The organism is Exiguobacterium sp. AT1b, assembly GCF_000023045.1.
Taxonomy (GTDB): domain Bacteria; phylum Bacillota; class Bacilli; order Exiguobacteriales; family Exiguobacteriaceae; genus Exiguobacterium.
Genome location: NC_012673.1, coordinates 1,142,157 through 1,164,111, shown reverse-complemented (window position 1 = coordinate 1,164,111; position 21,955 = coordinate 1,142,157). Strand labels below are relative to the sequence as shown.

The following is a 21,955-nucleotide window of genomic DNA, read 5'->3' as shown; positions in this document are numbered from 1 at the left end:
CATGGACTATATGACGTTCAAACGAATCTTTGACGGGACGCTCAGCGGAGTGGCGCTCCTTCTTCTCGCACCGATTCTGCTCCTTATCGCCCTCTTGATCAAAATCGATTCGAGAGGTCCCGTCTTCTTCAAACAGGAGCGCATCGGGTTACGGGAGACACGTTTTTGGATGTATAAGTTCCGGACGATGCATCAGGATACCCCGAATGATGTCCCGACACATCTGTTCAACGACTCCACGAAACATATCACGCGCGTCGGAGCGTTTCTTCGCAAGACGAGTCTCGATGAATTGCCACAGCTCGTCAACATTTTAAAAGGCGAGATGGCCATCGTCGGACCGAGACCCGCACTGTGGAACCAAGACGACTTGGTCGAGGCCCGTCGACAAGTGGGTGCGACAGAAGCGCTGCCGGGGCTGACCGGATGGGCACAGGTGAAGGGTCGAGATGAGCTTCCGATTGAGGTGAAGGCGAAACTCGACGGGGAGTACGTGCGCCAGATGAGCTTTTGGTTCGATCTGCGCTGTATCGCCTTGACCGTTCGGAACGTCTTGCTCCGGGAAGGGATCGTGGAAGGGGCGCCCCCACCGAGCCCGTCGTCTGAAGAAAAGAAGATGATGCATGTTGCGAAAAAATGATAACGGTTTCCATTAAGTTACCAATTTAAGTGAGACCAACCGGGTAAATGATGACATACCGCTCTTCCTACATCTGAGACTAGACATCTACGAAAGGAGCCTTCTTATGTTTTCCAACAAAACATTGCTCATCACGGGTGGGACGGGATCGTTCGGCAATGCCGTGATGGAGCGATTCCTCGATACGAACATCAAAGAGATTCGCATCTTTTCACGGGATGAGAAGAAACAAGAAGACATTCGCAATCGCTATCATCATGACAAGTTAAAATTCTACATTGGTGATGTAAGGGACCCGAACAGTGTCAAAAATGCCATGTATGGCGTCGATTACGTCTTCCATGCGGCGGCACTGAAACAAGTTCCCTCGTGTGAGTTTTTCCCGATCGAAGCGGTGAAGACGAATATTCTCGGTACGGAAAACGTCTTGAATGCCGCTGTCGAAGCGGGTGTGGAGAAGGTCATCTGTCTCTCGACGGATAAGGCGGCCTACCCGATCAATGCGATGGGAATCTCCAAAGCGATGATGGAAAAAGTCTTCGTCGCCAAGGCCCGTGCGGTCGGACCAGACCGCACGCTCATCTGCGGGACCCGTTATGGGAACGTGATGGCCTCGCGTGGGTCGGTCATTCCATTATTCGTGGAACAGATTAAAAAAGGGGAACCGCTCACCGTGACCGATCCGCTCATGACGCGTTTCTTGATGAGCCTGGCCGATGCGGTCGAGCTCGTCGTCTTCGCATTCCATCATGCGCATGCCGGTGACATCATGGTCCAAAAATCACCTGCCTCGACGATTGGTGTACTCGCCGAAGCCGTGAAGCAACTGTTCGGGGTCGATCTTCCCATCAAAGTCATCGGGACCCGCCACGGCGAGAAAGCGTTCGAGACGTTGATGACCCGGGAAGAGAAAGTCGTCTCCGAAGACATGGGGGGATTCTTCCGCGTCCCGGCCGACAATCGAGACTTGAACTACGAGAAGTACTTCAGTGAAGGTAGCCAGGAGCTGACGGCTCAAGGTGAGTACAACTCGAACAATACGAGACAGCTCGATGTGGAGGAAGTGAAGGAACTCTTGTTGACGTTACCTTACATCCAGGAAGAACTCGCGAAATGGACGATTCCCGCTTCCGCGAAACGAATCGGGTGAGTGTGATGACCAGACAACGGCTCGTCTTCCTATCCAATATCGCTTCCCCGTATCAAGTGAAATTCGCTGACGTGCTTCATGAGCATATGGACACCGAGTTTTGGTTTTATAAACAAATCACCGATCAGCGACCTGACTGGTGGATCATCCCACTCGGTAAACGCTGTCGCGTCTTGAGAGGCTCGTATTTCTCGAAAAAAACGAACTATCTGTCGCTCGACGTCTTTCTCCAACTCATCCGATTTCGACCGCATATCTTGCTGCTAGCCGGCTTCACCCCGTTCCATGCGCTACTCTTACAAATCGTCAAACTGTTCGGGGTGCGCGTCGTCGTCATGAGTGAACCGATTCGAAACGTACGGGGCGAGACGAGCGGCGAATCGACGTTATTGACAAGAGAGAACGGCTTGCACAAGACGACACGGATTCATCGACTGTTCAAGCGGGCCGATTTGATTTTTGGAATGGGGAACGTTGCACGTGATCAATTTATCAATGAACTCGGTTTCCCTTCCGAACGAGTCGTCTCGGCACCCTATCCGATTGATATCGAGACGCACATGTCGCACCCGTTACGTCAGATAGAACCAAACGACCCGATTCATCTGTTGTTTGCCAATCGCTTAATTGAACGTTATCAACCGCTCGTCGCCTTAGAAGCGTATCGAATCTTGAAAGAAGAATATCCGAACCTTTCCATGTCGCTCAATCGAGACGGGCACCTCGCGGATGCATGTCGTCGATATATCGAGGATGAGCAGTTGACGGACGTCACGTTCCTTGACGAAATCGAGTCGTGGGACGGATTGAATCTCGTTTACCGTAGTTCAGATATTCTCGTGTTGCCGGCGACTTATTCGAACGGGAACATCAGCATCATTGAAGCCTGCGCGTCCGGGATGGGCATCGTCGTCAGCTATGACGTCAATAACGTCGCGCGTCATCTTCACGAAGGAATCAACTGTTACAAATGCGAACCGACGGTAGCATCGCTCGTGACCGAGCTGAAACACTATCTCGACCATCCCGAACGATTGACGACACACGGACAGCGATCGAAAGAGCTCGTGACACCGCGACTGAACGCCAACACGGCTGCCGTCTACGTCGATTTGCTCCAACCACTCTACCGCAAAGGAGATTCTCACCATGCTGAAGCTGCTGTTGCTCGGGGGAGCGATGCATCAAGTTCCCATCATCCAAAAAGCGAAACAACAAGGGATATTCACCGTTCTCTGTGACTATTTACCGGATAATCCAGGTCGACTCGTGGCCGACCGTTATTATTGTACGAGCACCCTTGATCGGGAGGCGGTCCTCGCCATTGCGAGAGAGGAAGGCATCGATGGGATTGTCGCCTATGCCTCCGATCCGGCGGCGCGAACGGCCGCCTATGTGGGAGAAACACTCGGGTTAGTGACGAACTCGCTTGAAACGGTCGAAACGTTGACGAATAAAGCGAAGTTTCGGACATTCCTACAGCGACATGACTTTGCCGTCCCGAAAACCTTTGCGTTCACCGAACTGGAAACGGCGGTCGACACGTTATGGGAGCGGGCAGGTGAATATATCATCAAACCGGCCGACGCCTCAGGGAGTAAAGGAATCAGCAAGTGGAGTCGGGGGCACGGGATTGAGCAGCTTCGTCGCCATCTTCAAGTGGCATTTACGATGTCATTCAATCAGGAAGTAGTCGTGGAGGAGTTCATTACCCGAGACGGCTATCAATTAGCGGGTGATGGATTTGTCGTCGACGGAGAGTTGGTGTTTCGTTGTTTCGGAAACGGACACTTCAACGTGAACGGAGTCAACCCGTTCGCCCCGATCAGTGCGAGTTTTCCGAGTGTGCATCCGTCTCACGTGCTTGAGCAAGTCCATGAGACGTTGCAACGCATGTTGACTGAAGTCGGCTTCAAGCAAGGGGCGTTCAACTTCGATATCTTCGTCAAAGGAGAAGACGTCTATCTGATGGATATCGGTCCACGGAACGGAGGGAATTACATCCCACAAATCATCGAACAAGCGACAGGCGTCGACTTGGTCCAGGCGACGATTGATGTCGCACTCGGGATGCCGGTGACGATCGAGATGAAACCAGTGACCGTACCGTCTGCCTATTTCATCATCGGCAGTCAAGAAACGGGGCGATTCATGGGCGTCCATTTCGATGAAGATGCATATACGATTCGACAAGCGAACATCTATTATAACGTCGGAGATGTGGTCCCGCGCTTCGAAGGGGCAAATCAAGCACTCGGTAGTTTGATTCTAGAGTTTGAAGACGTCGAGACGATGCTTCGACTCGTCGAACATCCCGAGCGATGGCTGACCTTACACATCAAGTCGACCGAAGAAACGGAGGGAGAATCATGGACATCGTCGTCACCGGTGCGAACGGTTTTTTAGGCAGACACCTCGTCCACGCCTTGGAGCGGGCTGGGCATCTCGTCCTCCCGATCACCCGTTCGACCTCATCCGTGGAACGAAGCAGCTATCTGCGTCGAGCGGACGCCGTCTATCATGTGGCCGGAGTGAACCGTCCCGAACGAGTCGAAGAATTCACGACGGGAAACGTCGACTTGACCGAGGCGATCGCAACCGAATTGCTGTCCTATAATCCGGTCCCCGTCTTTTTCGCCTCGTCGATTCAAGCGACTCAAGACAATCCATACGGAAACAGTAAACGAGAAGCGGAGGACATTTTGCGGCTGTACGGTCAACGGAGCGGGGCACCGGTTCACATATATCGGCTCCCGAACCTGTTCGGCAAATGGGGGCGACCATTCTATAATAGTGCGGTCACGACGTTTTGTTATCAGATTGCACGAGGAGAGGAGATCACGGTCACACATCCCAATCACGTGTTGACGCTCGCCCATGTCGATGACGTCGTCGCATCATTTATAGAGACACTGCATAAAACAGAAAGCACCAATCCAGATGTCCCAACACACCAGATCACATTATTCGACCTTGCCCGAATGATTGAATCGTTCGAAGCGGTCCGAATGGCTAGAGGGGTACCGGATGTATCGGATCCTTTTACGAAAAAGCTGTACAGCACGTACTTAAGTTACTTGCCGAAAGAACGGATGGTCACGCCTCTCTTGATGCATCAGGACGTGCGGGGATCGTTTACAGAACTGTTCAAGACGCCCGATCGTGGTCAAGTCTCCGTTAACGTGGCCAAACCCGGAATCACAAAAGGGGAGCACTGGCATGAGTCGAAACATGAACAATTCATCGTCGTCAGCGGTGAAGGCGTGATTCGGCTCCGGTTGATGGACCAAGATCAGATCATCTCGTTCCATGTCAGTGAAGAACAGCTTGAAGTCATCGAGATTCCGCCAGGTTACGTCCATCATATCGAAAACACGGGCGTGAAAGATTTAGTGACGGTGATGTGGGTGAACGAGCCGTTCGACGCGAGTCAACCGGACACCTATCGAGCCACTGTCGCACAAGACGCGGAAGTCTCATAAAGGAGGGATTCATCATGGTCATGGTGAGCATCAACTGCATCACATACAATCACGAGAAGTACATCGCTCAGGCGATTGAAGGCTTTTTGTCACAGCGCACGAACTTCGAGGTCGAGATTCTGATCCATGATGACGCCTCGACGGATCGGACGGCAGACATCATCCGGGAATACGTTCAGAAATATCCTGAAAAATTCAACGTCATCTATCAGACGGAGAATCAATATTCAAAAGGCGTGTTCATCGGTCGGTTGAACGAGGAGCGGGCACGCGGCAAATACATCGCGGTTTGTGAGGGCGATGATTACTGGACCGACCCGTACAAATTGCAAAAACAAGTCGACTATATGGAAGCCCATCCGGACTGTACACTTTGTTTCCACGATGCGTACGTTGAGACAGGTGGAAAGCTCCACACGAACTGGCACGTCATTCCATGGATGCCGGAAAATCGAAAGCTCGCCTCATCCGTGCCCCGGACGTATGACGCCGGTGAATTACAGTTACTCGGGTTCGTTCCAACGATGTCCATGTTGTATGTGAACGATTTCCATGACGCCCCGCGATGGCTCGAAGAGACGCCGGCGCGAGATGCATCGATTCGCTTGTATATCACGAGCAGGGGATACGCCTACTACATGCCGGAAGTGATGAGTGTCTATCGCTACGAGGTCGAAGGGTCGGCGACGACCATTTGGAACGAGGGGAATGTCGAACGTGACGTGAAGCGACATGAGGAGTTCATTCGTTTCATCAACTTATTTGATGCCTATACCGATGGGAAATACCATCAGGAGCTGGAGTTGTCCCGGATTTCCTTTGAAGTGGGGCTCCGCCGATTGAAAGGAGAGTATGATGCGTTACGTTCTACTCGATATGACGCGTATCTCGATCGATTCGTCGGAATCGATCGAATCCGACCTTACCTGATGATTAAGCAGCCACATTTAACGGAGTGGCTGATTAAAATACGAAATCGGGCATTCGCTTGAACGAAAGGAAAAGGGGTGATTTCACCATGAGTGGTTCAAATGTAGAAACAGATGCCGTCATTCCCGTCACACGACCGAGTATGCCGGATTTTGATACGTATGTCGAGATGATTCGTCCCCTTTGGGAATCGCGTCACTTGAGCAACCGTGGCGAGAATGTGCGGGCATTAGAAGAAGAGTTAGAGCAGCGTCTCCACGTCCCGCACGTCTCCTTATTGACGAACGGTCATCTGGCCCTCGAAACGGCGATTGATGTGCTCGGGTTGACAGGTGAGGTCATCACGACGCCGTTCACGTTCGCCTCGACGACGCATGCGCTCATCCGAAAACAGATCACCCCTGTCTTTTGTGACATCAACCCCGTCGACTACACGATCGACGTCAACAAAATCGAGGCGTTGATCACGGAACGGACGACGGCCATCCTACCCGTTCATGTGTATGGGAACGTATGTGACGTGGAGGCGATCGAACAACTCGCGAAACGCCATGGGCTCCGTGTCCTCTACGATGCGGCGCACGCGTTCGGTGTCCGGCACGACGGGCGCGACGTCTCGACGTTCGGCGACCTGACGATGTTCAGCTTTCATGCGACAAAAGTGTTTCACACGATTGAGGGTGGCGCGCTCACGTTCCGGGATGCCCGTTACGTCGAAGCGATTCATCAAGCCGTCAACTTTGGGATCACCGGACCAGAATCCGTCGAATCGGTCGGGGGCAACGCCAAGATGAACGAGTTTCAGGCGGCGATGGGACGGTGCAACCTCCCACGGATCGATGCCGACATTGAAAAGCGGAAACGTCTGGTCGAGCGATACGACACCCGTTTAGGGAATGCTTCGTTTCTGCGCTTGAACCTTCGGAATGAACGGACCGAGTCCAACTATGCGTACTATCCGGTTCTCGTCACGAAAGGGAGAGCGGCACGCGATGACATGATGGCATACTTAGCGCAGCATGGGATTCTCGCCCGGAAGTATTTTTATCCGCTCGTGACCGATTTTTCCTGCTACGCATTCGACGCATCTGTACCGAACGCCACGTACGTCTCGGATCGGGTGATCACGTTACCTCTTTATCCGGACATGACAATGGAGATGGTCGACCGCATTTGTGACGTAATCCTTGAAGGAGGGAATGAACGATGAAAGGAATCATTCTAGCGGGTGGGAACGGGACGCGTCTCTACCCGATGACGAAAGCAGTCTCGAAACAGCTGTTGCCAATCTACGACAAGCCCCTCATCTATTATCCGATGTCGGTGTTGATGCTCGCCGGCATCAAGGAGATCTTATTGATCTCGACCCCGAAAGACATTGCAGGGTATGAGCGACTGTTCGGTGACGGGCATCAACTTGGAATCTCGATTACGTACCAAGTACAAGAGCGTCCGGTCGGTCTCGCGGATGCCTTCGTATTAGGAGAATCGTTCATCGGGGACGACTCCGTTTGCCTCATCTTAGGGGATAACGTCTTCTATGGTCCGAACTTGACGCGCTTTTTACAGGATGCGAAAGAGCGACAGTCAGGCGCGACGGTGTTCGGATATCCGGTCAAGGACCCACGGGCATTCGGTGTCGTCGAGTTCGATGCGGATCGACGCGTCTTGTCCATCGAAGAGAAGCCGGCGGTCCCAAAATCCAATTATGCGGTACCGGGGCTTTACTTTTATGACAATCAAGTTGTCGAGTTCGCGAAACAAGTGAAGCCGTCGCCACGCGGTGAGCTCGAGATCACGTCGATCAATCAAATGTATTTGGAACGAGGCGAGTTGAACGTCGTCTTGTTCGGTCGCGGGATGGCCTGGCTCGATACGGGAACGCCGGAAGGGATGATCAAAGCCTCCATCTTCGTACAGACGGTGCAGGAACGGCAAGGCTATTACATCGCTTGTTTGGAGGAAATTGCGTGGCGTCGTGGGTTCATCACGCGAGAGCAATTGGCCGACATCGGTCAGACGCTCAAGATGACCGATTACGGACAGTATTTGATATCGCTTCTAGAGGAAGGAGAACAGACCAATGCATACGATCCTAGTGACTGGCGGAGCCGGGTTCATCGGTTCAAATTTCATAAAACACTTTCGGGACAAACATCCAACGTCACGCATCCTTAACGTCGACGCGTTGACCTATGCCGGCAATTTAGAGAACGTCCAAGCGTTCGAGCACGATCCGCTCTACGTGTTTCGGAAAGTAGACATCCGCGACCGTCCGGCGATTGATGAACTGTTCTCTCTCTTTGAGATTGACGAAGTCGTGCATTTTGCGGCGGAATCGCATGTCGACCGAAGTATCCTTGAGCCGGAGTTGTTCCTCTCGACGAATATCCTGGGCACACAAGTGTTGCTCGACGCGGCCATGCGGCATTGGAAACGGTATTCGGACGATAAATACAGTCGAGAATACCGTGATGACGTCTGTTTCGTCCATGTCTCGACGGATGAGGTATACGGGTCGCTCGGGGAGACGGGGTTCTTTACAGAAAAGACACCACTCGCCCCGAACAGTCCTTATTCCGCCTCGAAGGCCGGGTCTGATTTGCTCGTTCGTTCCTATCATGAGACGTACGGCTTACCGATTAAGATCACCCGTTGCAGCAACAATTACGGTCCGTATCAATTCCCCGAGAAACTGATTCCGCTCATGGTGCACCATTGTATGACCGATCAACTGCTCCCGGTGTATGGGGACGGAGGACATATCCGGGATTGGTTACATGTGCAGGACCACTGTGAAGCCATCAATCTCGTTCGACAAAAGGGGCAGGTCGGAGAAGTCTATAACATCGGGGGACATAACGAGAAGACGAACCTGGAGCTCGTCCGAACGATTTTACGAGCGTTTGACTTACCTGATGACCGCATCCAATTCGTGACGGATCGCCCTGGCCATGACCGCCGTTATGCCATTGACGCGAAGAAAATGCAAGACGAACTCGGGTGGGTGCCACGCTACAGTTTTGAACAAGGAATCGAAGAGACAATCGAATGGTACCGGTCACATCCGGAATGGGTCGAGCGCATCGTTTCGGGAGCGTATAAAACTTATTATCAAGACATCTATTCTTCCTAAGTCTGAGTCGTTCTATCATCCCGAGAAAGGAGGGGATCGACATGGTGATGGTCAGCATCGACTGCATCACGTATAACCACGAACCGTACATCGCCAAAACGATTGAAGGATTCTTGATGCAGGAAACGGATTTTGATTTCGAGATCCTGATTCATGAGGATGCCTCAACGGATCGGACGGCGGACATCGTGCGCGAATATGAAGAACAGCATCCGGACCGGATTCGGGTCATCTATCAAACGGAAAACCAATATTCTCAAGGGGTCATGGTGAATCTGTTGAACGAAGAGAGGGCGCGTGGCAAGTACATCGCCCTTTGTGACGGGGACGACTACTGGACCGACCCACACAAGTTGCAGAAACAAGTCGACTATATGGAAGCCCATCCGGACTGTACGCTCTGTTTTCATGACGCGTATGTCGAAACGGACGACACACTCCATACCGGATGGCGCGTCATCCCGTGGATGCCTGAAAACAGAAAGTATGCCTCGACGGAGCCGCGGACCTATCATGCCGGGGAGTTACAGCTACTCGGCTTCATTCCGACGATGTCCATGTTGTACCGGAATGGACTGACAGACGATCTGTTAGATTGGATCGGCGATACGCCCGCCTTCGACGGCGCGCTCAAACTGCACGTCGCAAGCAAAGGTTACGCCTACTACATGCCTGAGGTGATGAGCGTATACCGATTCGGTGTGTCCGGGTCGGTCACCACCAAGTGGCGTCAACGAAACAGGGAGCGCGATATTGAGCGGATGGAGGCATTCATCCGAATGATGGATGCTTTCGATTCCTATACGGACGGCAGATTTCATCAAGAAATCGAAATTTCTCGCTTATCGTTCGAGGTCGGCTTGCATCGGCTCCGACGAGATTTTCAAGCGCTGAAGTCACCCCGGTATGACCGATATGTGGAGCGTTTCGTCGGGAGAGAGCGGCTACGTCCCTACTTGATGGTGCGACATCCGCATTTGATGGAGTGGTTGATTCGCATGCGCTCGTTCCAGCTCGGTTAAGGGAGGCGGCTCAAATGAAATTAGGGATCATGCAGCCGTACTACTTCCCATACCTCGGTTATATTCAATTGATGAACGCGGTGGACCAGTTCGTCATCTTGGACCATGTGCAATTTGCGAAACGAGGATGGATTCATCGAAACCGTATTTTGGTCGAGGGACATATCAAACCGATCCATCTGAAAATCGATCATATGACACAACAACGTACGATCCGTGAGCATGAGCGGATTCTCGATCCGGTTCATGAGACTTATCAACTGCGCTTATTGCACCATGCGTATCAACGTGCACCAAGTTATGCCGACGTCATGCCGATGGTGGAACGAATCATTAAAAATGAGGAACGCAATGTCGCCACTTATCTAGAAACGTTATTGACGGAAGTGCGTGACTATCTCGAGATGGATACGGAGTTATTGGTCGCCTCCTCGCTCGATTACGACAAGTCGCTGAAGTGTGAACAACTGGTACTCGAGATTTGTCATCATTTGCGTACCTCGCATTACATCAATGCGATCGGCGGGCAGGAACTTTATGACAAACAGCGTTTCGCGGAGTCTGGGGTGCCGCTTGATTTTATCCAGATGGATGCGGTGGAATATGCTCAATTTGGTCATCCGTTCACACCCAACTTGTCCATCATCGATGTCTTGATGTTCAATTCGAAAACGAAAGTGCGTGAATTGCTCCACGCCTATACGCTCGTCTAATGAGGCGAGATAGATGACGCAACGATTAGGGGAAAGGGGATGAACACGTTGAACACATCATTTGAATGGACCAATCGACGTCTATTCTTCAGCCCTCAGCGAGACGCATCACTCGACTGGATGGATGCGTTCGCACAAGGACCTTGTGTGTTGGAACGCGATACCTATTTGCGGATCTACTTCAGCTGTCGACCGAAACCGATCGATGGACGATACGTCAGTCACAGCGGGTATGTGGATGTCGCAAAAGAGGATTTCTCGATTCTTCGGGTGAGTGAACGACCGATACTGGAGCTCGGTGCACGTGGGACGTTCGACGAGTTTGGTGTCTATCCGTTCTCGGCGATTGAGGTCGGGGATGAGGTGCATGCCTATTACGGGGGCTGGACGCGTACGGTGTCCGTTCCATTTAATGTGAATATCGGAAAAGCCATCAGTCGAGACGGCGGACGTACGTTCGAGCGCGTCGGTCCAGGACCGATCCTATCGTATACGCTCGACGAACCCTTCATCTTGAGCGGACCGAAGATTCGGCGATTCCATGACACGTGGGTGTTGTTCTATATCGCCGGACGAGAGTGGATCATGGATGGCGAACGTCCTGAACCGGTGTATAAAATTCGGATGGCCACGTCGAAGGACGGGGTCACGTGGGTGAAGGCGGGACGCGATTTGATTGAAAGCGTACTTCCGAATGAGGCGCAGGCTAGTCCAGACGTCTTTTATGAAGATGGGCGCTATCATATGTTTTTCTGTTACCGGGACGCGACCGATTATCGGAAAAATCCAGAGCGGACGTATCGAATCGGATATGCCTCTTCTCCGGATTTCCTCCATTGGACGCGTGACGATGACGTGATGAAGTTCTCGCGGACAGAATCAGGATTCGATGACGAGATGGTCGCCTACCCCCACACGTTCACGTTGAACGGGAAACGGTATTTACTCTATTTGGGCAATGAAGTCGGACGAGAAGGGTTCGGCATCGCGGAGCGCAAGGAGGGAGCGAGATGAAGTGGAAAAAACTCGGACACATCTTCGACCCGGCGCCGTACGGATTTTTCGGGAAGTACTCCTCGTTCGCCCAGTCCCCTCAGGCGCTCGTCTTCGAGGATTTTGTGCGCATCTATTTCTCGACCCGTGAACCGGACGGTGACATGTTCAAGAGCCACGTCCGATACGTGGACATGACACGTGATTTCAACGTCATCGACGTGTCCACAGATGAAATCATCCCCCTTGGAAAACGGGGGACGTTCGACGAACACGGGATCTTCCCATTTCACGTCACACGGACGCGTGATGGGCTTTATGGCTATACGAGTGGCTGGAGCCGTCGTGACTCGGTAGCTGTCGAAACGGGGATTGGACTCTCTGTCAGTCGGGACGAGGGAGAGACGTTCGAACGGCTCGGAGACGGACCGGTATTATCGGCGAGCATCGAGGAACCGTTTCTCGTCGGCGACCCTTTTGTCGTCACACGGGAAAAATACTATATGTATTACATTTACGGGACGACATGGAAAGAGGGTCCGGATGGCGTCCAGGAACGGACGTATAAGATTGCGCTCGCCACATCAGAAGATGGACAGACGTTCAAGCGTCACGGAAGAATCGTTTCGGATGTGATCGCGGACGAGAGTCAGGCGCTTCCGACGGTGTTCGAGGCGGACGGACGTTACCATATGATTTTCTGTTTTCGGGACACCTTCGGCTTTCGAACCGACCCGTTACGCGGATATCGATTAGGTTACGCCTATTCGGAAAATCTGTTGGACTGGACGCGGGATGATGCGGCGCTCGGATTCGAGCGAAGTTCCGACGGGTGGGACGCGGACATGGAGTGTTATCCGCATGTCTTCGAGTGGGAGGGGCGGCACTATCTTCTCTATAACGGGAACGAGTTTGGGCGACATGGATTTGGTGTCGCAATTTTGGAGGACGTATGATGACTCGCGACCAAGGGACGGTCTCTGACTATGTGGCGCATCTTGAGGCGTGTGATCACCTGTTCCCGACCAAGCTGTCGGAGCGGGTAGCGCTAGAGCCATACGCTTTGAAGCTCTACGAACGGGCGACGTCGTATGAAATTTGGAACGACGGGCGTCTCGTCGGGCTAATCGCAGCATACATGGATACGGACATCGTCTTCATCAGCCATATTTGCGTGTTGCCGGAAGCGCCGTCCGGTAGTGGGCACGCCTTACTGGAAGCGTTATGCGAGGAATCGATCCAGACGAACAAACGGAAGATTCACTTGCACGTCGAAGCGACGAACGAACGGGCGATTGCCTTCTACATGCGACACGGCTTCAGCGAGCTCGAACGAACGGGTGATGTGCTCGTCATGGAGAGTGTGTTGTGAAACGAAAAGATAGCGAAAGTGAGGAGTCGGACACCTTTCTACTGTGGAAGGTGTTTTTTGTCATGCGTAATACAACAGAAGAAATAATTTCAAAATAAAAGTTTGAATTGTCTGATAATGGATATAAGATACATAGAATCGATGCCTTTTGTCTTATATAATTGGAGGCCTTATGAGGAAACAGTACTTAACGTGTATAGCGTGTATCCTTGTTTTGTTGTTCGTCAGTCACCCGATGCACTTCTATGCAACGGAGCATGCGAAGTGTGAAGCATGTGGTACCGAAGAACCGGGAGATGAGGAAGTCAGCCCGGATGAGCCACTCGACGAAGAAGTACCGGTGGCTGACTCCGAGCAGGAGACCTCTGAATCTGAACCCGCACAAGAACCGAGTTCAACTGGAGCGGAGGCGGCTCCTTCGACTCCAAGTCAGGACACAGAACCGAGATCAGAAGAGGGATTGTCTGTCCTTGACCCCGTACCTGAACCACCGGAAATCGAGCAAGATCCGGTGCCTGTGGAAGGGGAGGATGAGGAGGCTTCAACAGCGGAATCGGATGACCTTGAAACGAGTGAACCGACGGAAACGACAGACTCGATTCAAGCGAACGGATTGCTCGGAGTCTCCTTACTGTCAGAGATCAGCTTGAGCGGAGCCTACAGTGACCGCGTGGAGTTGACGTTGACCGGACAAGGTGTCCTCGATTTGAATCTACTGAAAGACCGTTTCGTCATCTTCCAAATTCCGAGCGCTTTGATGCCATATCTCGACGAATCCAGTTTGGCAGGAAGCTACGAGATTCCTGCCTTGATTGGCGTGAATCGGGGAACCATCGCCACGAATCAATGGGTAGTAGATGAGGCTCGGGAGCAGGTGTATTTCCGTGCCAATCAGTTGCTCAGTGTGTCCGTATTGAACCCGAAACAATATCAATTCAAACTCAGTTTTCGCTTGAATCGTTTGCCTCTAGGGACACCTCAAGCCCATACCTTTTATGGCCATATGACAAATGAATTGGTGAGGATTGACCTGCTTTCAGATGGACGAGATGCGTGGACGCTTGAAACGGAAGGTCCAATCTTTCAGTTAAACGTACCGTCTGCAATCGACTTCGGTAGCGTATCGATTCGTCCGAGTGGTCAACAGATTTACCGAGATCAAGCGATGACCGTGACCGTCTCGCACCTTCGAGCGCTCGGATACGCGTGGCGTCTCACCGCGACCGCGACACCGTTGACGTCTTCAGGAGGACATACGTTGACGGACACCGTCTTCTTCAAGCGAGAAGATGGGACCATCGTTTCCTTAGAGCAAGGTGTGCAAGTGATTGCAGAAGGCACGATGACCGAGCAGGCGACACCGTTGACGTATGGACCGACCGACGGGATTTTTTTGAACGTGCAATCCCAATTGCCTCAACCGACAACGTATCAAACGACCATCAACTGGACACTAGTGAGCGCCCCATAGAGGAGAGAACCTGAATGAGGAAAAAACGTGTACGTCTTATGTTGTTGAGCAGTATGCTATGTTTTGGAAACATGATGACCGTTTCAGCGATGAGCGGTGAGACGGAGGCGACTATCGAGTTCACGGAACTCGGGGTGCCAGACATTTATGACCCTGCTACGGATGCGCCTTTTTCACCACAGCCTGATTCAAACGATGGGTTTGTGAACACGACGGCGGCAGAACTGACCCTCGACTTTGCGCCAAATCTGTATTTTGGCACGCATACCGTTCGAGATACGATGGCACTTGAATATGTGGCGCAGCCGACAGTGACCGGAAGCAAATTGCCGAGAAGTCTGTTGGTGCAAGTCACAGACCGGCGGACGACGTTTGGGAACTGGTCCGTACACGTCAAGGCGACACCGTTCGAGCGGACAAGCGAGGTAGGCGTCCCTTCCCTTCCAGGAGCTTATTTCACCTTCAATGGAGGAGCGGTGAAATCACCGATTGGCGATACGGACAGTCCTGTGTTAAGCAGTGGTAACATTCAACTGAATACGGATAATCAATACGTCAATGTGATGTCGGCTGCGGCCAATACAGGTCAATTCACTTGGCTGGCCCACTGGACGGGAGCAGGCGCTTCGGTTAAATTACATGTCGCCAATAACATGATGCAAGTCGGTCAACATGTGTCAAAGCTGACGTGGTCGCTGACGCCGAACTTGTTGCCTCCTGTGAATTGAGGGTGATGGGATGAAGCGAATTTGGATCATCGGAATCGGTATAATTTGTTGGTCGTGGATGGCTACCCTCTCGTCGGTTCATGCGCAAACAGATGAGGTCGGTTTCTCGGTTGAAATCGTCCCTCATGCCAAGCAACTCAATCCACAAGTCGGATATTTCGACTTGTTCGTCTCTCCGGCAGAACCAGTCGTGCTCGAACTGGTGATTCACAATCATCTCGACAAACGTCAACGTTACGAGTTGAACATCGGAAATGCGTATACGAATGAACTGGGTGTGATTGTGTATGATCAATCCGAACCGGTGCGAGAGGGCGTTTCGTTTACCGATTTAGTGGATGACCTTCATCAAACGATTGAAGTCGGGCCGTCTGAAGCAAAGCGGGTGAAGATTGAAACAAACGCGGTCGGTAAGGTGATTGAGGGGGTATTGCTTGGCGGGATACGCGTATCGAGGACGGAAGATTCCACTACGCCAGAACAGGTAGGTGTTCAAAATCAATATGAGTATGTGATCGGTGTGAAATTGACGACGACGACGAAACAAGTCGTGTACGAACCGAAATGGGAGAGCGTTTCGGTCAACACGAATCACTACTATCCACATGTCGCATTTCAGATTGCGAATCAGACGGGTTCCATCAGCGGACAGGTCGATCTCGAGATGCGAGTCAAATCTGAAGAAGGAAAGACGATGTCGCACCGGATGGAAGCGAGGATGGCGCCTTATACGAATACGGGATTCCGTTTCCCGATTACGGAACGCCTTGCACCGGGGACGTATCAGGTGTTTGTCGAAATGAGGGAACGGGAGACGAATCGAACGTGGTCATTTACGGACTCTTTCAAAGTCACGGACGAGGAGGCGGCTCACATTCAAGAGAGGGTGGAAGAACCGGTCGTACAACAATCGAGCTTCTTGAATCGTGACATGACGTTGCCGATTGTAGGGATTTGTCTACTCCTTAGCACCGGCTATATCCTTTACTTGAGAAGACGTTTGAGAAGCGCGTAAGAGCGCTTCTTTTTTTCGTCAAGAAGGAACTTTCTGGTTTGTGTAGAATAGTACAAAAAGAAAAAGCGCCTGACCGAGGTCAAACACTTTTCTTGAGCTCTCGTTTCCGATCACGCTGTACTTTCCAAATCACAGATCCAACGATGACCAGAATTGGCGCGATGACCCATGGACGGGCTTCGAGAATCGAAACGAGTTCAAAAATGGAAAGCCATCCGCTCACCATGATCAAGACTAGCAAAAAGGTTTTCAGTCCCCCCCGGACCGGAAGCCAAAAATATACGAACAATGTCACTAAGAAGAAAGCGATTAAGCCCATGCGGTTTGTCCTTTCACCCATCATTTTGACTCATTATAGCAAAGAACATCCAGAGAGTGTTAGAAGCTTCACTTCTTGGGCGTGTTTCGGTACGCTTATAAAAGATGATTGAAGGAGGAACTGATGTGAAATTTGGAATTATTGGTTTAGGATACGTTGGATTGGCTACACTTTGTGGTTTGGCAAAAGCCGGTCATCACGTCATCGGAGTGGAAGCGGACGAAGAGAAGTTGCGTCTTCTCATGAGTGGACATCCGCCATTCCATGAACCAGGCATGGCAGAGGTGTTGCAAGAGCACGCCGATCAAATCACCCTGACAAGCCGAATCGCCGATACGGAGCAGGTCGACTATTTGATTCTTGCCGTCGGGACACCGAGCAAGTCGGATGGAAGCTGTGACTTATCTTATATCGAAGCAGTCTTGTCGGAACTAAACACGAAGCATAAAATCGTCATTCGTAGCTCGGTCCCACCCGGCACGACAGATTTACTGAACATCATGTATCCCTCTCATACGTTTGCGATCGTACCGGAATTTTTACAAGAAGGACGCGCGCTCGCAGATGTCATGAAACCACACCGGGTCGTCATCGGGTGTGAAAACCTCGAAGTCGCAGAAGAGTTGGCAGGCATCTATGGACGCCTTGGCGTTCCGCTCATCTGTACGACACCGATCAACGCAGAACTCATCAAATACGCCTCGAACGCCTTTTTGGCCACGAAAATCAGCTTCATGAACGACTTGTCGCGTCTAGCCGATCAAGCTGGCGCTGACATTTCGACGATTGCGGACGGGATGGGACTCGACCCACGAATCGGACGTTCGTTCTTGAACGCGGGCATCGGATACGGAGGTTCGTGTTTCCCGAAAGATATGAACGCACTTCTTCACGTCGCAAGTGAGAACGAAATCGACCTACGTGTCATCCGCGCGGCAGCGAAAGTGAATGAGACGCAAATCGAGTACGTGCTCTCGAAATTGAACGTTGAACCGAACATGCGCGTGGCTATCCTTGGTTTGGCATTCAAACCGGGAACGGACGATATGCGGGATGCCCCGTCGATTCTCCTCGCTCACCATATGGTGGCCCGTAACGTGGACGTCATTGGGTATGACCCGATTGCGACGTGGGACTACCCACAAGCGACGACCGTCGAAGAGGCGCTGAAGGGAGCCGATTATGCCATTCTCGTCACAGAATGGGACGAGATCGTGAATTTGGCACCGGATGCTTTCAGCGGCATGCGCCAGCGTCGATTGATCGATGCACGGAACGCATGGAAGTTCGTACGCGATCCAGGCGCTGTGTCGTACGAAGGAATCGGACGGATGCAACGTCCGTCGAACACACCGACTTCAAACTAAACCTGTTCAGGACCGCTCATGTAGGCGGTCCTGTTTTTGTGTGGGATGAATCTTTTGCGTGACTCATGACGTATAGAAAGAAGAGGAGGTGAGGCACATGTGGATTCTTATATTGGCTGCTGTCATCGTCATCGCACTTGGTTTCGCAGTGGATCGTCTCGGATGGCACGATTTGATTTCAGGCTACAATACGATGTCGCGTGAGAAGCGGGAACGGGTGAACATTCAAAAAGTGGCGCGTCTCGTCGCCTGGATGTGTTATGGGATTGGGGCAATTTTTATCCTCATCGCGCTCATCGAAGAATTTGAATTGGACGTTCCGCTCGAACCGTTCTTTCTCGTTTTGATGGTCTTCATTGTCGGGATGCTCTGGCGAATGCAGCGCTATGACGGCAATATTTATGACGAATCGGGACGCTTGAGACCGGGCGGAAAGAAACGTCTCATCCCGATCATCATCGTCTCCGTCGTCTTACTCGTCGGTGTACCGGCACTCCTATTTTGGTTCAGTCAACCGACTGAGGTGACCGTGACGGATGAAGCGATCGTGATCGAAGGCAGTTATGGTCGTGAGGTCCCGTTTGATGAGGTGGAAGACGTGGCGTGGACGACGTTGCCGGAAATCGCGCGTCGGACGAACGGAGCAGACACGGGATCACGTCTGACCGGGAATTTTCGGACGGAGGCAGGGGAGGATGTCCTCCTCTTCATCGACCGTGATGTCGAGCCGGTCATTCGACTCGATTGGTCGGAAGAACCGATTTATCTGAATCTGGCCTCGGCAGAAGCGACGAGGCAGTTATATGAAGACATTCGTGCACGCTGAAAAAAGGGACACTCAACGCGAGTGTCCCTTTGTGTTGACCCATGATTCAAATGAAGCCGCATCCAGAGCGGGTGAGAAATAGAAGCCTTGACCGAGCTCGACCCCTTCACGAAGCATCCGTGACAGGTCGCTCTCGGTCTCGATCCCTTCGGCGAGAGCGGTCAACTGTTGCTCGTTCGCGAACCGGGAAACGGCGCGTAAGAAGGACGTACTTTCTTTCGCCTTCCCACTCACGTACATCCGGTCAATCTTCACTTCTTGAATTGGTAGATGCCAAATCGCTTCGAATGAGGCGTAGCCGGTCCCGAAGTCGTCAATCGAGAGACAATAGCCGAGGTCGGCGATGTCTTCTAATCGTTCGAGCTCGCTCGCATACGACATGATATCCGACGACTCGGTCAATTCAATCTTCAACCGATCCGGTAGCCATGGATAGACCTCGATCGAATCCCGAAGCTTCGTCACGATGGACGGGTCGACCGAATGGGCCGACAAGTTGAACGACAAGGAGATGTCTTCAAATGCAGTTCCTTGCCACGCGACGAGCTGCGCGATCGTCTGGTCGAGAATATTATGCGACAGCCATAGGATTTGATCGGACCGTTCCGCGACGCGAATGAACTCGTTCGGTGGGATGACCCCGATGTCCGGGTGTGTCCAACGCGCGAGCACCTCTGCCCCGACGACACGACCGGTTTTCAACTCGACTTGCGGTTGATAGGCGACGGTCAAGTCACCTCTGCGGATGGCGTCCGGGAGCGCTTGTTCAATGAGTGCGGCGAGTTGCATCTGAGCTAAAATCTCGGAGTCGTACCAAACCGACGGGGTACGTGTCTCTTTTGCGTGTTGTAACGCCTTCATCGCCTTGAACAGACAGTCGTTGTATGCCCCTTCCGTCTCGGTCGCCCCGATTTGAATATGCACGTTTTGACGTTTATGGTTGATCGTCACTTCCGTCGGGAACAGCTCCAACAGCTCATGCTCATCCTCGTATGAGAAGCCTCGGACATACAGCATGAACGTGTCATCGCGATATCGACCGAAGAGATGTTGGGCATATTTCGAAAGACGGGACTCGACGGCTCGCGCAAACTCGATCATGAGCAGGTCGGCGTACGCCGGGTCGTACCAATCGACGAGATGATGATAGTCATGAATCCGGATGAGGACGAATGCGCCGTCAATCTCTTGCTTCTCCCACTTGCGGATAAAGCCATATTCGTTATACAGATTGGTCGCCAAGTCGAACCGGACGAGGCGGTCGACCTTCCGTTCCCGTTCGACCCGATCCGTCTCATCTTCGACGATGAGGTAATACGTCAACTTTTCCTCACGCTTGAGCGGTGTCAGCTTCACGTTCAAGTAACGGAGATGCTCGCCTTTTAGGTGGATGATGAACTGGGCGCTCGTCCCTTGGTCGGTCACGCCCTCGAGTGCTTGCTCGAACAGGCGGCGACCCGTCTCGGTGAACAATTGGTTGATCTCATATAAGTTTCGATCACCGAAAAACTGCCGGAACATTTCGTTGCGCTCAATCAAGTTATACGAGTCATCCATGAGGGCGATAGCGAGTCCCGTCTCGGAGAAGAGGGACGACCAGCGCTCATGATAACGTACGAGGTCTTGTGAACGATTCTCCAGTTCGTGAACGGTCGAATGGACACTCGCGGCAATCTCGCGTAACTCGTCCTCGATACCTCGGAAGTCATGTGTCTTCGGAAACATGGTCTCGACCGGTTCGAGGCTTGGATCGATAGCGAGTGCGCGAGCCTTGAGATGCGCCAAGTCGTGATTGTAGCGATTGCGTGTATAGTAGAGCAGGAATAGGAGTCCGAGCGATAACAGCAACGTCATCACGAATGAGGTGGTGGCCAGGACTTGATAATGCTTACTTTCTTCCCGTAGCATCGTCTCAGAATTCGAGCGGACGGAACGAAGGGCACCATAGGCATCCTCATAGACGTTCGTTGAGTTGACGTAACGGGCTTCTAGAGAAGCTTCGCGATTCGCCATATTCGCAAACGATCGACCGCTATCCGCCACGTCGATGATTGCTTTCGTCTGTAGCTCTGGGTTTGACGCAAGGATGGTTTGGATGAGTGTCGCCTCACCGACGATCATGTCCACGCTACTTTCAAGTTGGTCCGCATCAATCGGTTCACGGAAGAGTGCGTCACGGTTTCGCATGAGCATCGACTGCATCCGCATGATGGCATCCGTCAACTCGTATGCCGCATTCGATTGATTCGTCTGCTCGAGTGCTTGATATAGCCAGCGTCGATTGATGGAACTGATGACGTCGGTCGGGACCTCTTCAAACTGTTCGGTCTCCAGAATTTGATTCAACTCGTTTGAGAACGTCTCGAGCGTCTCGCGTTCCCGTTCGTTCACACCGTCCTCAAAGTCGTTCAATAACCGCTCATTGTATTGGAGTGCACGTTCTTTGTAAGGCGTGGACAGGAATGACGACGTCTGATTTGACTGTTCCTCATATCGGGTCGCCGCCTCGAACAGTGTCACATACGCTTCGACGCCAGCCAGGTCTGCCGCCTGATTCAAGTTCGTAATCGTCTGGTCAATGGCTTCTTGTTTTTCATGCCAATAAAAACTCGTTCCGAGTCCGAACAACAGGACACCGATGAGACAAGCGACCGCGAGCGCCATCGTGTAGGTACGGTATGGAATTTTAGCAAAACGGGGTTGGCCCATCCGGCACCTCCTTTTTCCTTCATCATACTTCCGAATTCGGGTCAGGCGATGAAAATCCTGCAAAACGAAAGAAAAACCCGAC

General features: G+C 52.1%; 21 protein-coding genes. 19 read left to right on the top strand and 2 right to left on the bottom strand.

Features of this window, described 5'->3' with window-relative positions; genetic code table 11:
- Nucleotide 1 precedes the first annotated feature (1 nt).
- The 17 genes from EAT1B_RS05925 (at nucleotide 2) to EAT1B_RS05845 (ending at nucleotide 16,652) form a co-directional block, all read left to right on the top strand.
- Nucleotides 2-640 (top strand): sugar transferase, encoded by a 639-nt coding sequence (locus EAT1B_RS05925; protein ID WP_012727239.1) that lies wholly within the window; start codon nucleotides 2-4, stop codon nucleotides 638-640.
- Between the two features lie 106 nt (nucleotides 641-746).
- A complete protein-coding gene (locus EAT1B_RS05920) occupies nucleotides 747-1,790 on the top strand; it encodes a polysaccharide biosynthesis protein (RefSeq protein ID WP_012727238.1) in 1,044 nt (347 codons plus the stop codon).
- Nucleotides 1,791-1,795: 5 nt separating this feature from the next.
- Entirely contained in the window at nucleotides 1,796-3,031 is a 1,236-nt protein-coding gene (locus tag EAT1B_RS05915; protein ID WP_148209550.1) for a glycosyltransferase family 4 protein, read from the top strand.
- Nucleotides 2,940-4,196 carry an acetyl-CoA carboxylase biotin carboxylase subunit family protein gene (locus tag EAT1B_RS05910; protein WP_041917938.1) on the top strand — a complete coding sequence of 419 codons (1,257 nt, stop codon included), beginning with the start codon at nucleotides 2,940-2,942 and terminating at the stop codon, nucleotides 4,194-4,196. The genes EAT1B_RS05915 and EAT1B_RS05910 overlap by 92 nt, the downstream gene beginning before the upstream one ends.
- Entirely contained in the window at nucleotides 4,160-5,272 is a 1,113-nt protein-coding gene (locus EAT1B_RS05905; protein ID WP_012727235.1) for an NAD-dependent epimerase/dehydratase family protein, read from the top strand. The genes EAT1B_RS05910 and EAT1B_RS05905 overlap by 37 nt, the downstream gene beginning before the upstream one ends.
- A gap of 14 nt (nucleotides 5,273-5,286) precedes the next feature.
- Nucleotides 5,287-6,264, top strand: coding sequence for a glycosyltransferase family 2 protein (locus tag EAT1B_RS05900; RefSeq protein ID WP_012727234.1), 978 nt, complete (start codon nucleotides 5,287-5,289; stop codon nucleotides 6,262-6,264).
- Nucleotides 6,265-6,290: 26 nt separating this feature from the next.
- A complete protein-coding gene (locus tag EAT1B_RS05895; RefSeq protein WP_012727233.1) occupies nucleotides 6,291-7,412 on the top strand; it encodes a DegT/DnrJ/EryC1/StrS aminotransferase family protein in 1,122 nt (373 codons plus the stop codon).
- On the top strand, nucleotides 7,409-8,380 hold the full coding sequence (gene rfbA, locus EAT1B_RS05890) for a glucose-1-phosphate thymidylyltransferase RfbA (RefSeq protein WP_012727232.1): 972 nt from the start codon (nucleotides 7,409-7,411) through the stop codon (nucleotides 8,378-8,380). The genes EAT1B_RS05895 and rfbA overlap by 4 nt, the downstream gene beginning before the upstream one ends.
- The gene (gene rfbB, locus EAT1B_RS05885) at nucleotides 8,286-9,338 is read left to right on the top strand and encodes a dTDP-glucose 4,6-dehydratase (protein WP_012727231.1); all 1,053 of its coding nucleotides are present in this window, start codon (nucleotides 8,286-8,288) and stop codon (nucleotides 9,336-9,338) included. The genes rfbA and rfbB overlap by 95 nt, the downstream gene beginning before the upstream one ends.
- A gap of 41 nt (nucleotides 9,339-9,379) precedes the next feature.
- The gene (locus tag EAT1B_RS05880; protein WP_012727230.1) at nucleotides 9,380-10,360 is read left to right on the top strand and encodes a glycosyltransferase; all 981 of its coding nucleotides are present in this window, start codon (nucleotides 9,380-9,382) and stop codon (nucleotides 10,358-10,360) included.
- A 14-nt stretch (nucleotides 10,361-10,374) separates the two neighbouring features.
- Nucleotides 10,375-11,073: a WbqC family protein gene (locus tag EAT1B_RS05875; protein WP_012727229.1), complete on the top strand. Its 699-nt coding sequence runs from the start codon at nucleotides 10,375-10,377 to the stop codon at nucleotides 11,071-11,073.
- 39 nt (nucleotides 11,074-11,112) lie between these two features.
- Nucleotides 11,113-12,087 carry a glycosylase gene (locus EAT1B_RS05870; protein ID WP_012727228.1) on the top strand — a complete coding sequence of 325 codons (975 nt, stop codon included), beginning with the start codon at nucleotides 11,113-11,115 and terminating at the stop codon, nucleotides 12,085-12,087.
- Nucleotides 12,084-13,022: a hypothetical protein gene (locus EAT1B_RS05865; RefSeq protein WP_012727227.1), complete on the top strand. Its 939-nt coding sequence runs from the start codon at nucleotides 12,084-12,086 to the stop codon at nucleotides 13,020-13,022. The genes EAT1B_RS05870 and EAT1B_RS05865 overlap by 4 nt, the downstream gene beginning before the upstream one ends.
- Nucleotides 13,022-13,438, top strand: coding sequence for a GNAT family N-acetyltransferase (locus EAT1B_RS05860; protein ID WP_012727226.1), 417 nt, complete (start codon nucleotides 13,022-13,024; stop codon nucleotides 13,436-13,438). Before EAT1B_RS05865 ends, EAT1B_RS05860 begins: the two co-directional genes overlap by 1 nt.
- Nucleotides 13,439-13,610: 172 nt before the next feature.
- A complete protein-coding gene (locus tag EAT1B_RS05855) occupies nucleotides 13,611-14,909 on the top strand; it encodes a hypothetical protein (RefSeq protein WP_012727225.1) in 1,299 nt (432 codons plus the stop codon).
- Nucleotides 14,910-14,923: 14 nt separating this feature from the next.
- Nucleotides 14,924-15,637 (top strand): WxL domain-containing protein, encoded by a 714-nt coding sequence (locus tag EAT1B_RS05850; RefSeq protein ID WP_012727224.1) that lies wholly within the window; start codon nucleotides 14,924-14,926, stop codon nucleotides 15,635-15,637.
- Nucleotides 15,638-15,647: 10 nt separating this feature from the next.
- Nucleotides 15,648-16,652, top strand: a complete 1,005-nt coding sequence (locus EAT1B_RS05845; RefSeq protein WP_012727223.1) for a DUF916 and DUF3324 domain-containing protein — start codon at nucleotides 15,648-15,650, stop codon at nucleotides 16,650-16,652.
- A gap of 79 nt (nucleotides 16,653-16,731) precedes the next feature.
- Here the strand turns inward: EAT1B_RS05845 and EAT1B_RS05840 are convergent, their stop codons facing one another.
- Nucleotides 16,732-16,992, bottom strand: coding sequence for a hypothetical protein (locus EAT1B_RS05840; protein WP_041917935.1), 261 nt, complete (start codon nucleotides 16,990-16,992; stop codon nucleotides 16,732-16,734).
- A 104-nt stretch (nucleotides 16,993-17,096) separates the two neighbouring features.
- On the opposite strand from EAT1B_RS05840, the gene EAT1B_RS05835 reads away from it, so the two are divergent.
- Together EAT1B_RS05835 and EAT1B_RS05830 are read left to right on the top strand one after the other, a co-directional pair.
- Nucleotides 17,097-18,338: a UDP-glucose/GDP-mannose dehydrogenase family protein gene (locus tag EAT1B_RS05835; protein ID WP_012727221.1), complete on the top strand. Its 1,242-nt coding sequence runs from the start codon at nucleotides 17,097-17,099 to the stop codon at nucleotides 18,336-18,338.
- A gap of 97 nt (nucleotides 18,339-18,435) precedes the next feature.
- Complete coding sequence (locus EAT1B_RS05830; protein WP_012727220.1) at nucleotides 18,436-19,164, top strand: DUF3784 domain-containing protein; 729 nt, start codon at nucleotides 18,436-18,438, stop codon at nucleotides 19,162-19,164.
- 12 nt (nucleotides 19,165-19,176) lie between these two features.
- Here EAT1B_RS05830 and EAT1B_RS05825 read toward each other — a convergent pair whose 3' ends face one another.
- A complete protein-coding gene (locus tag EAT1B_RS05825) occupies nucleotides 19,177-21,873 on the bottom strand; it encodes an EAL domain-containing protein (RefSeq protein ID WP_012727219.1) in 2,697 nt (898 codons plus the stop codon).
- Nucleotides 21,874-21,955: the final 82 nt, after the last annotated feature.

Coding starts and splice junctions, on each gene's coding strand:
- EAT1B_RS05850 (WP_012727224.1), top strand. CDS start 14,924: ATGAGGAAAAAACGTGTACGTCTTATGTTGTTGAGCAGTATGCTATGT.
- EAT1B_RS05860 (WP_012727226.1), top strand. CDS start 13,022: ATGACTCGCGACCAAGGGACGGTCTCTGACTATGTGGCGCATCTTGAG.
- EAT1B_RS05830 (WP_012727220.1), top strand. CDS start 18,436: ATGTGGATTCTTATATTGGCTGCTGTCATCGTCATCGCACTTGGTTTC.
- EAT1B_RS05880 (WP_012727230.1), top strand. CDS start 9,380: ATGGTGATGGTCAGCATCGACTGCATCACGTATAACCACGAACCGTAC.
- EAT1B_RS05825 (WP_012727219.1), bottom strand. CDS start 21,873: ATGGGCCAACCCCGTTTTGCTAAAATTCCATACCGTACCTACACGATG.
- EAT1B_RS05875 (WP_012727229.1), top strand. CDS start 10,375: ATGAAATTAGGGATCATGCAGCCGTACTACTTCCCATACCTCGGTTAT.
- EAT1B_RS05855 (WP_012727225.1), top strand. CDS start 13,611: ATGAGGAAACAGTACTTAACGTGTATAGCGTGTATCCTTGTTTTGTTG.
- EAT1B_RS05840 (WP_041917935.1), bottom strand. CDS start 16,992: ATGGGTGAAAGGACAAACCGCATGGGCTTAATCGCTTTCTTCTTAGTG.
- EAT1B_RS05925 (WP_012727239.1), top strand. CDS start 2: ATGGACTATATGACGTTCAAACGAATCTTTGACGGGACGCTCAGCGGA.
- EAT1B_RS05900 (WP_012727234.1), top strand. CDS start 5,287: ATGGTCATGGTGAGCATCAACTGCATCACATACAATCACGAGAAGTAC.
- EAT1B_RS05915 (WP_148209550.1), top strand. CDS start 1,796: ATGACCAGACAACGGCTCGTCTTCCTATCCAATATCGCTTCCCCGTAT.
- EAT1B_RS05870 (WP_012727228.1), top strand. CDS start 11,113: ATGAACACGTTGAACACATCATTTGAATGGACCAATCGACGTCTATTC.
- EAT1B_RS05865 (WP_012727227.1), top strand. CDS start 12,084: ATGAAGTGGAAAAAACTCGGACACATCTTCGACCCGGCGCCGTACGGA.
- rfbA (WP_012727232.1), top strand. CDS start 7,409: ATGAAAGGAATCATTCTAGCGGGTGGGAACGGGACGCGTCTCTACCCG.
- EAT1B_RS05920 (WP_012727238.1), top strand. CDS start 747: ATGTTTTCCAACAAAACATTGCTCATCACGGGTGGGACGGGATCGTTC.
- EAT1B_RS05845 (WP_012727223.1), top strand. CDS start 15,648: ATGAAGCGAATTTGGATCATCGGAATCGGTATAATTTGTTGGTCGTGG.
- EAT1B_RS05895 (WP_012727233.1), top strand. CDS start 6,291: ATGAGTGGTTCAAATGTAGAAACAGATGCCGTCATTCCCGTCACACGA.
- rfbB (WP_012727231.1), top strand. CDS start 8,286: ATGCATACGATCCTAGTGACTGGCGGAGCCGGGTTCATCGGTTCAAAT.
- EAT1B_RS05910 (WP_041917938.1), top strand. CDS start 2,940: ATGCTGAAGCTGCTGTTGCTCGGGGGAGCGATGCATCAAGTTCCCATC.
- EAT1B_RS05905 (WP_012727235.1), top strand. CDS start 4,160: ATGGACATCGTCGTCACCGGTGCGAACGGTTTTTTAGGCAGACACCTC.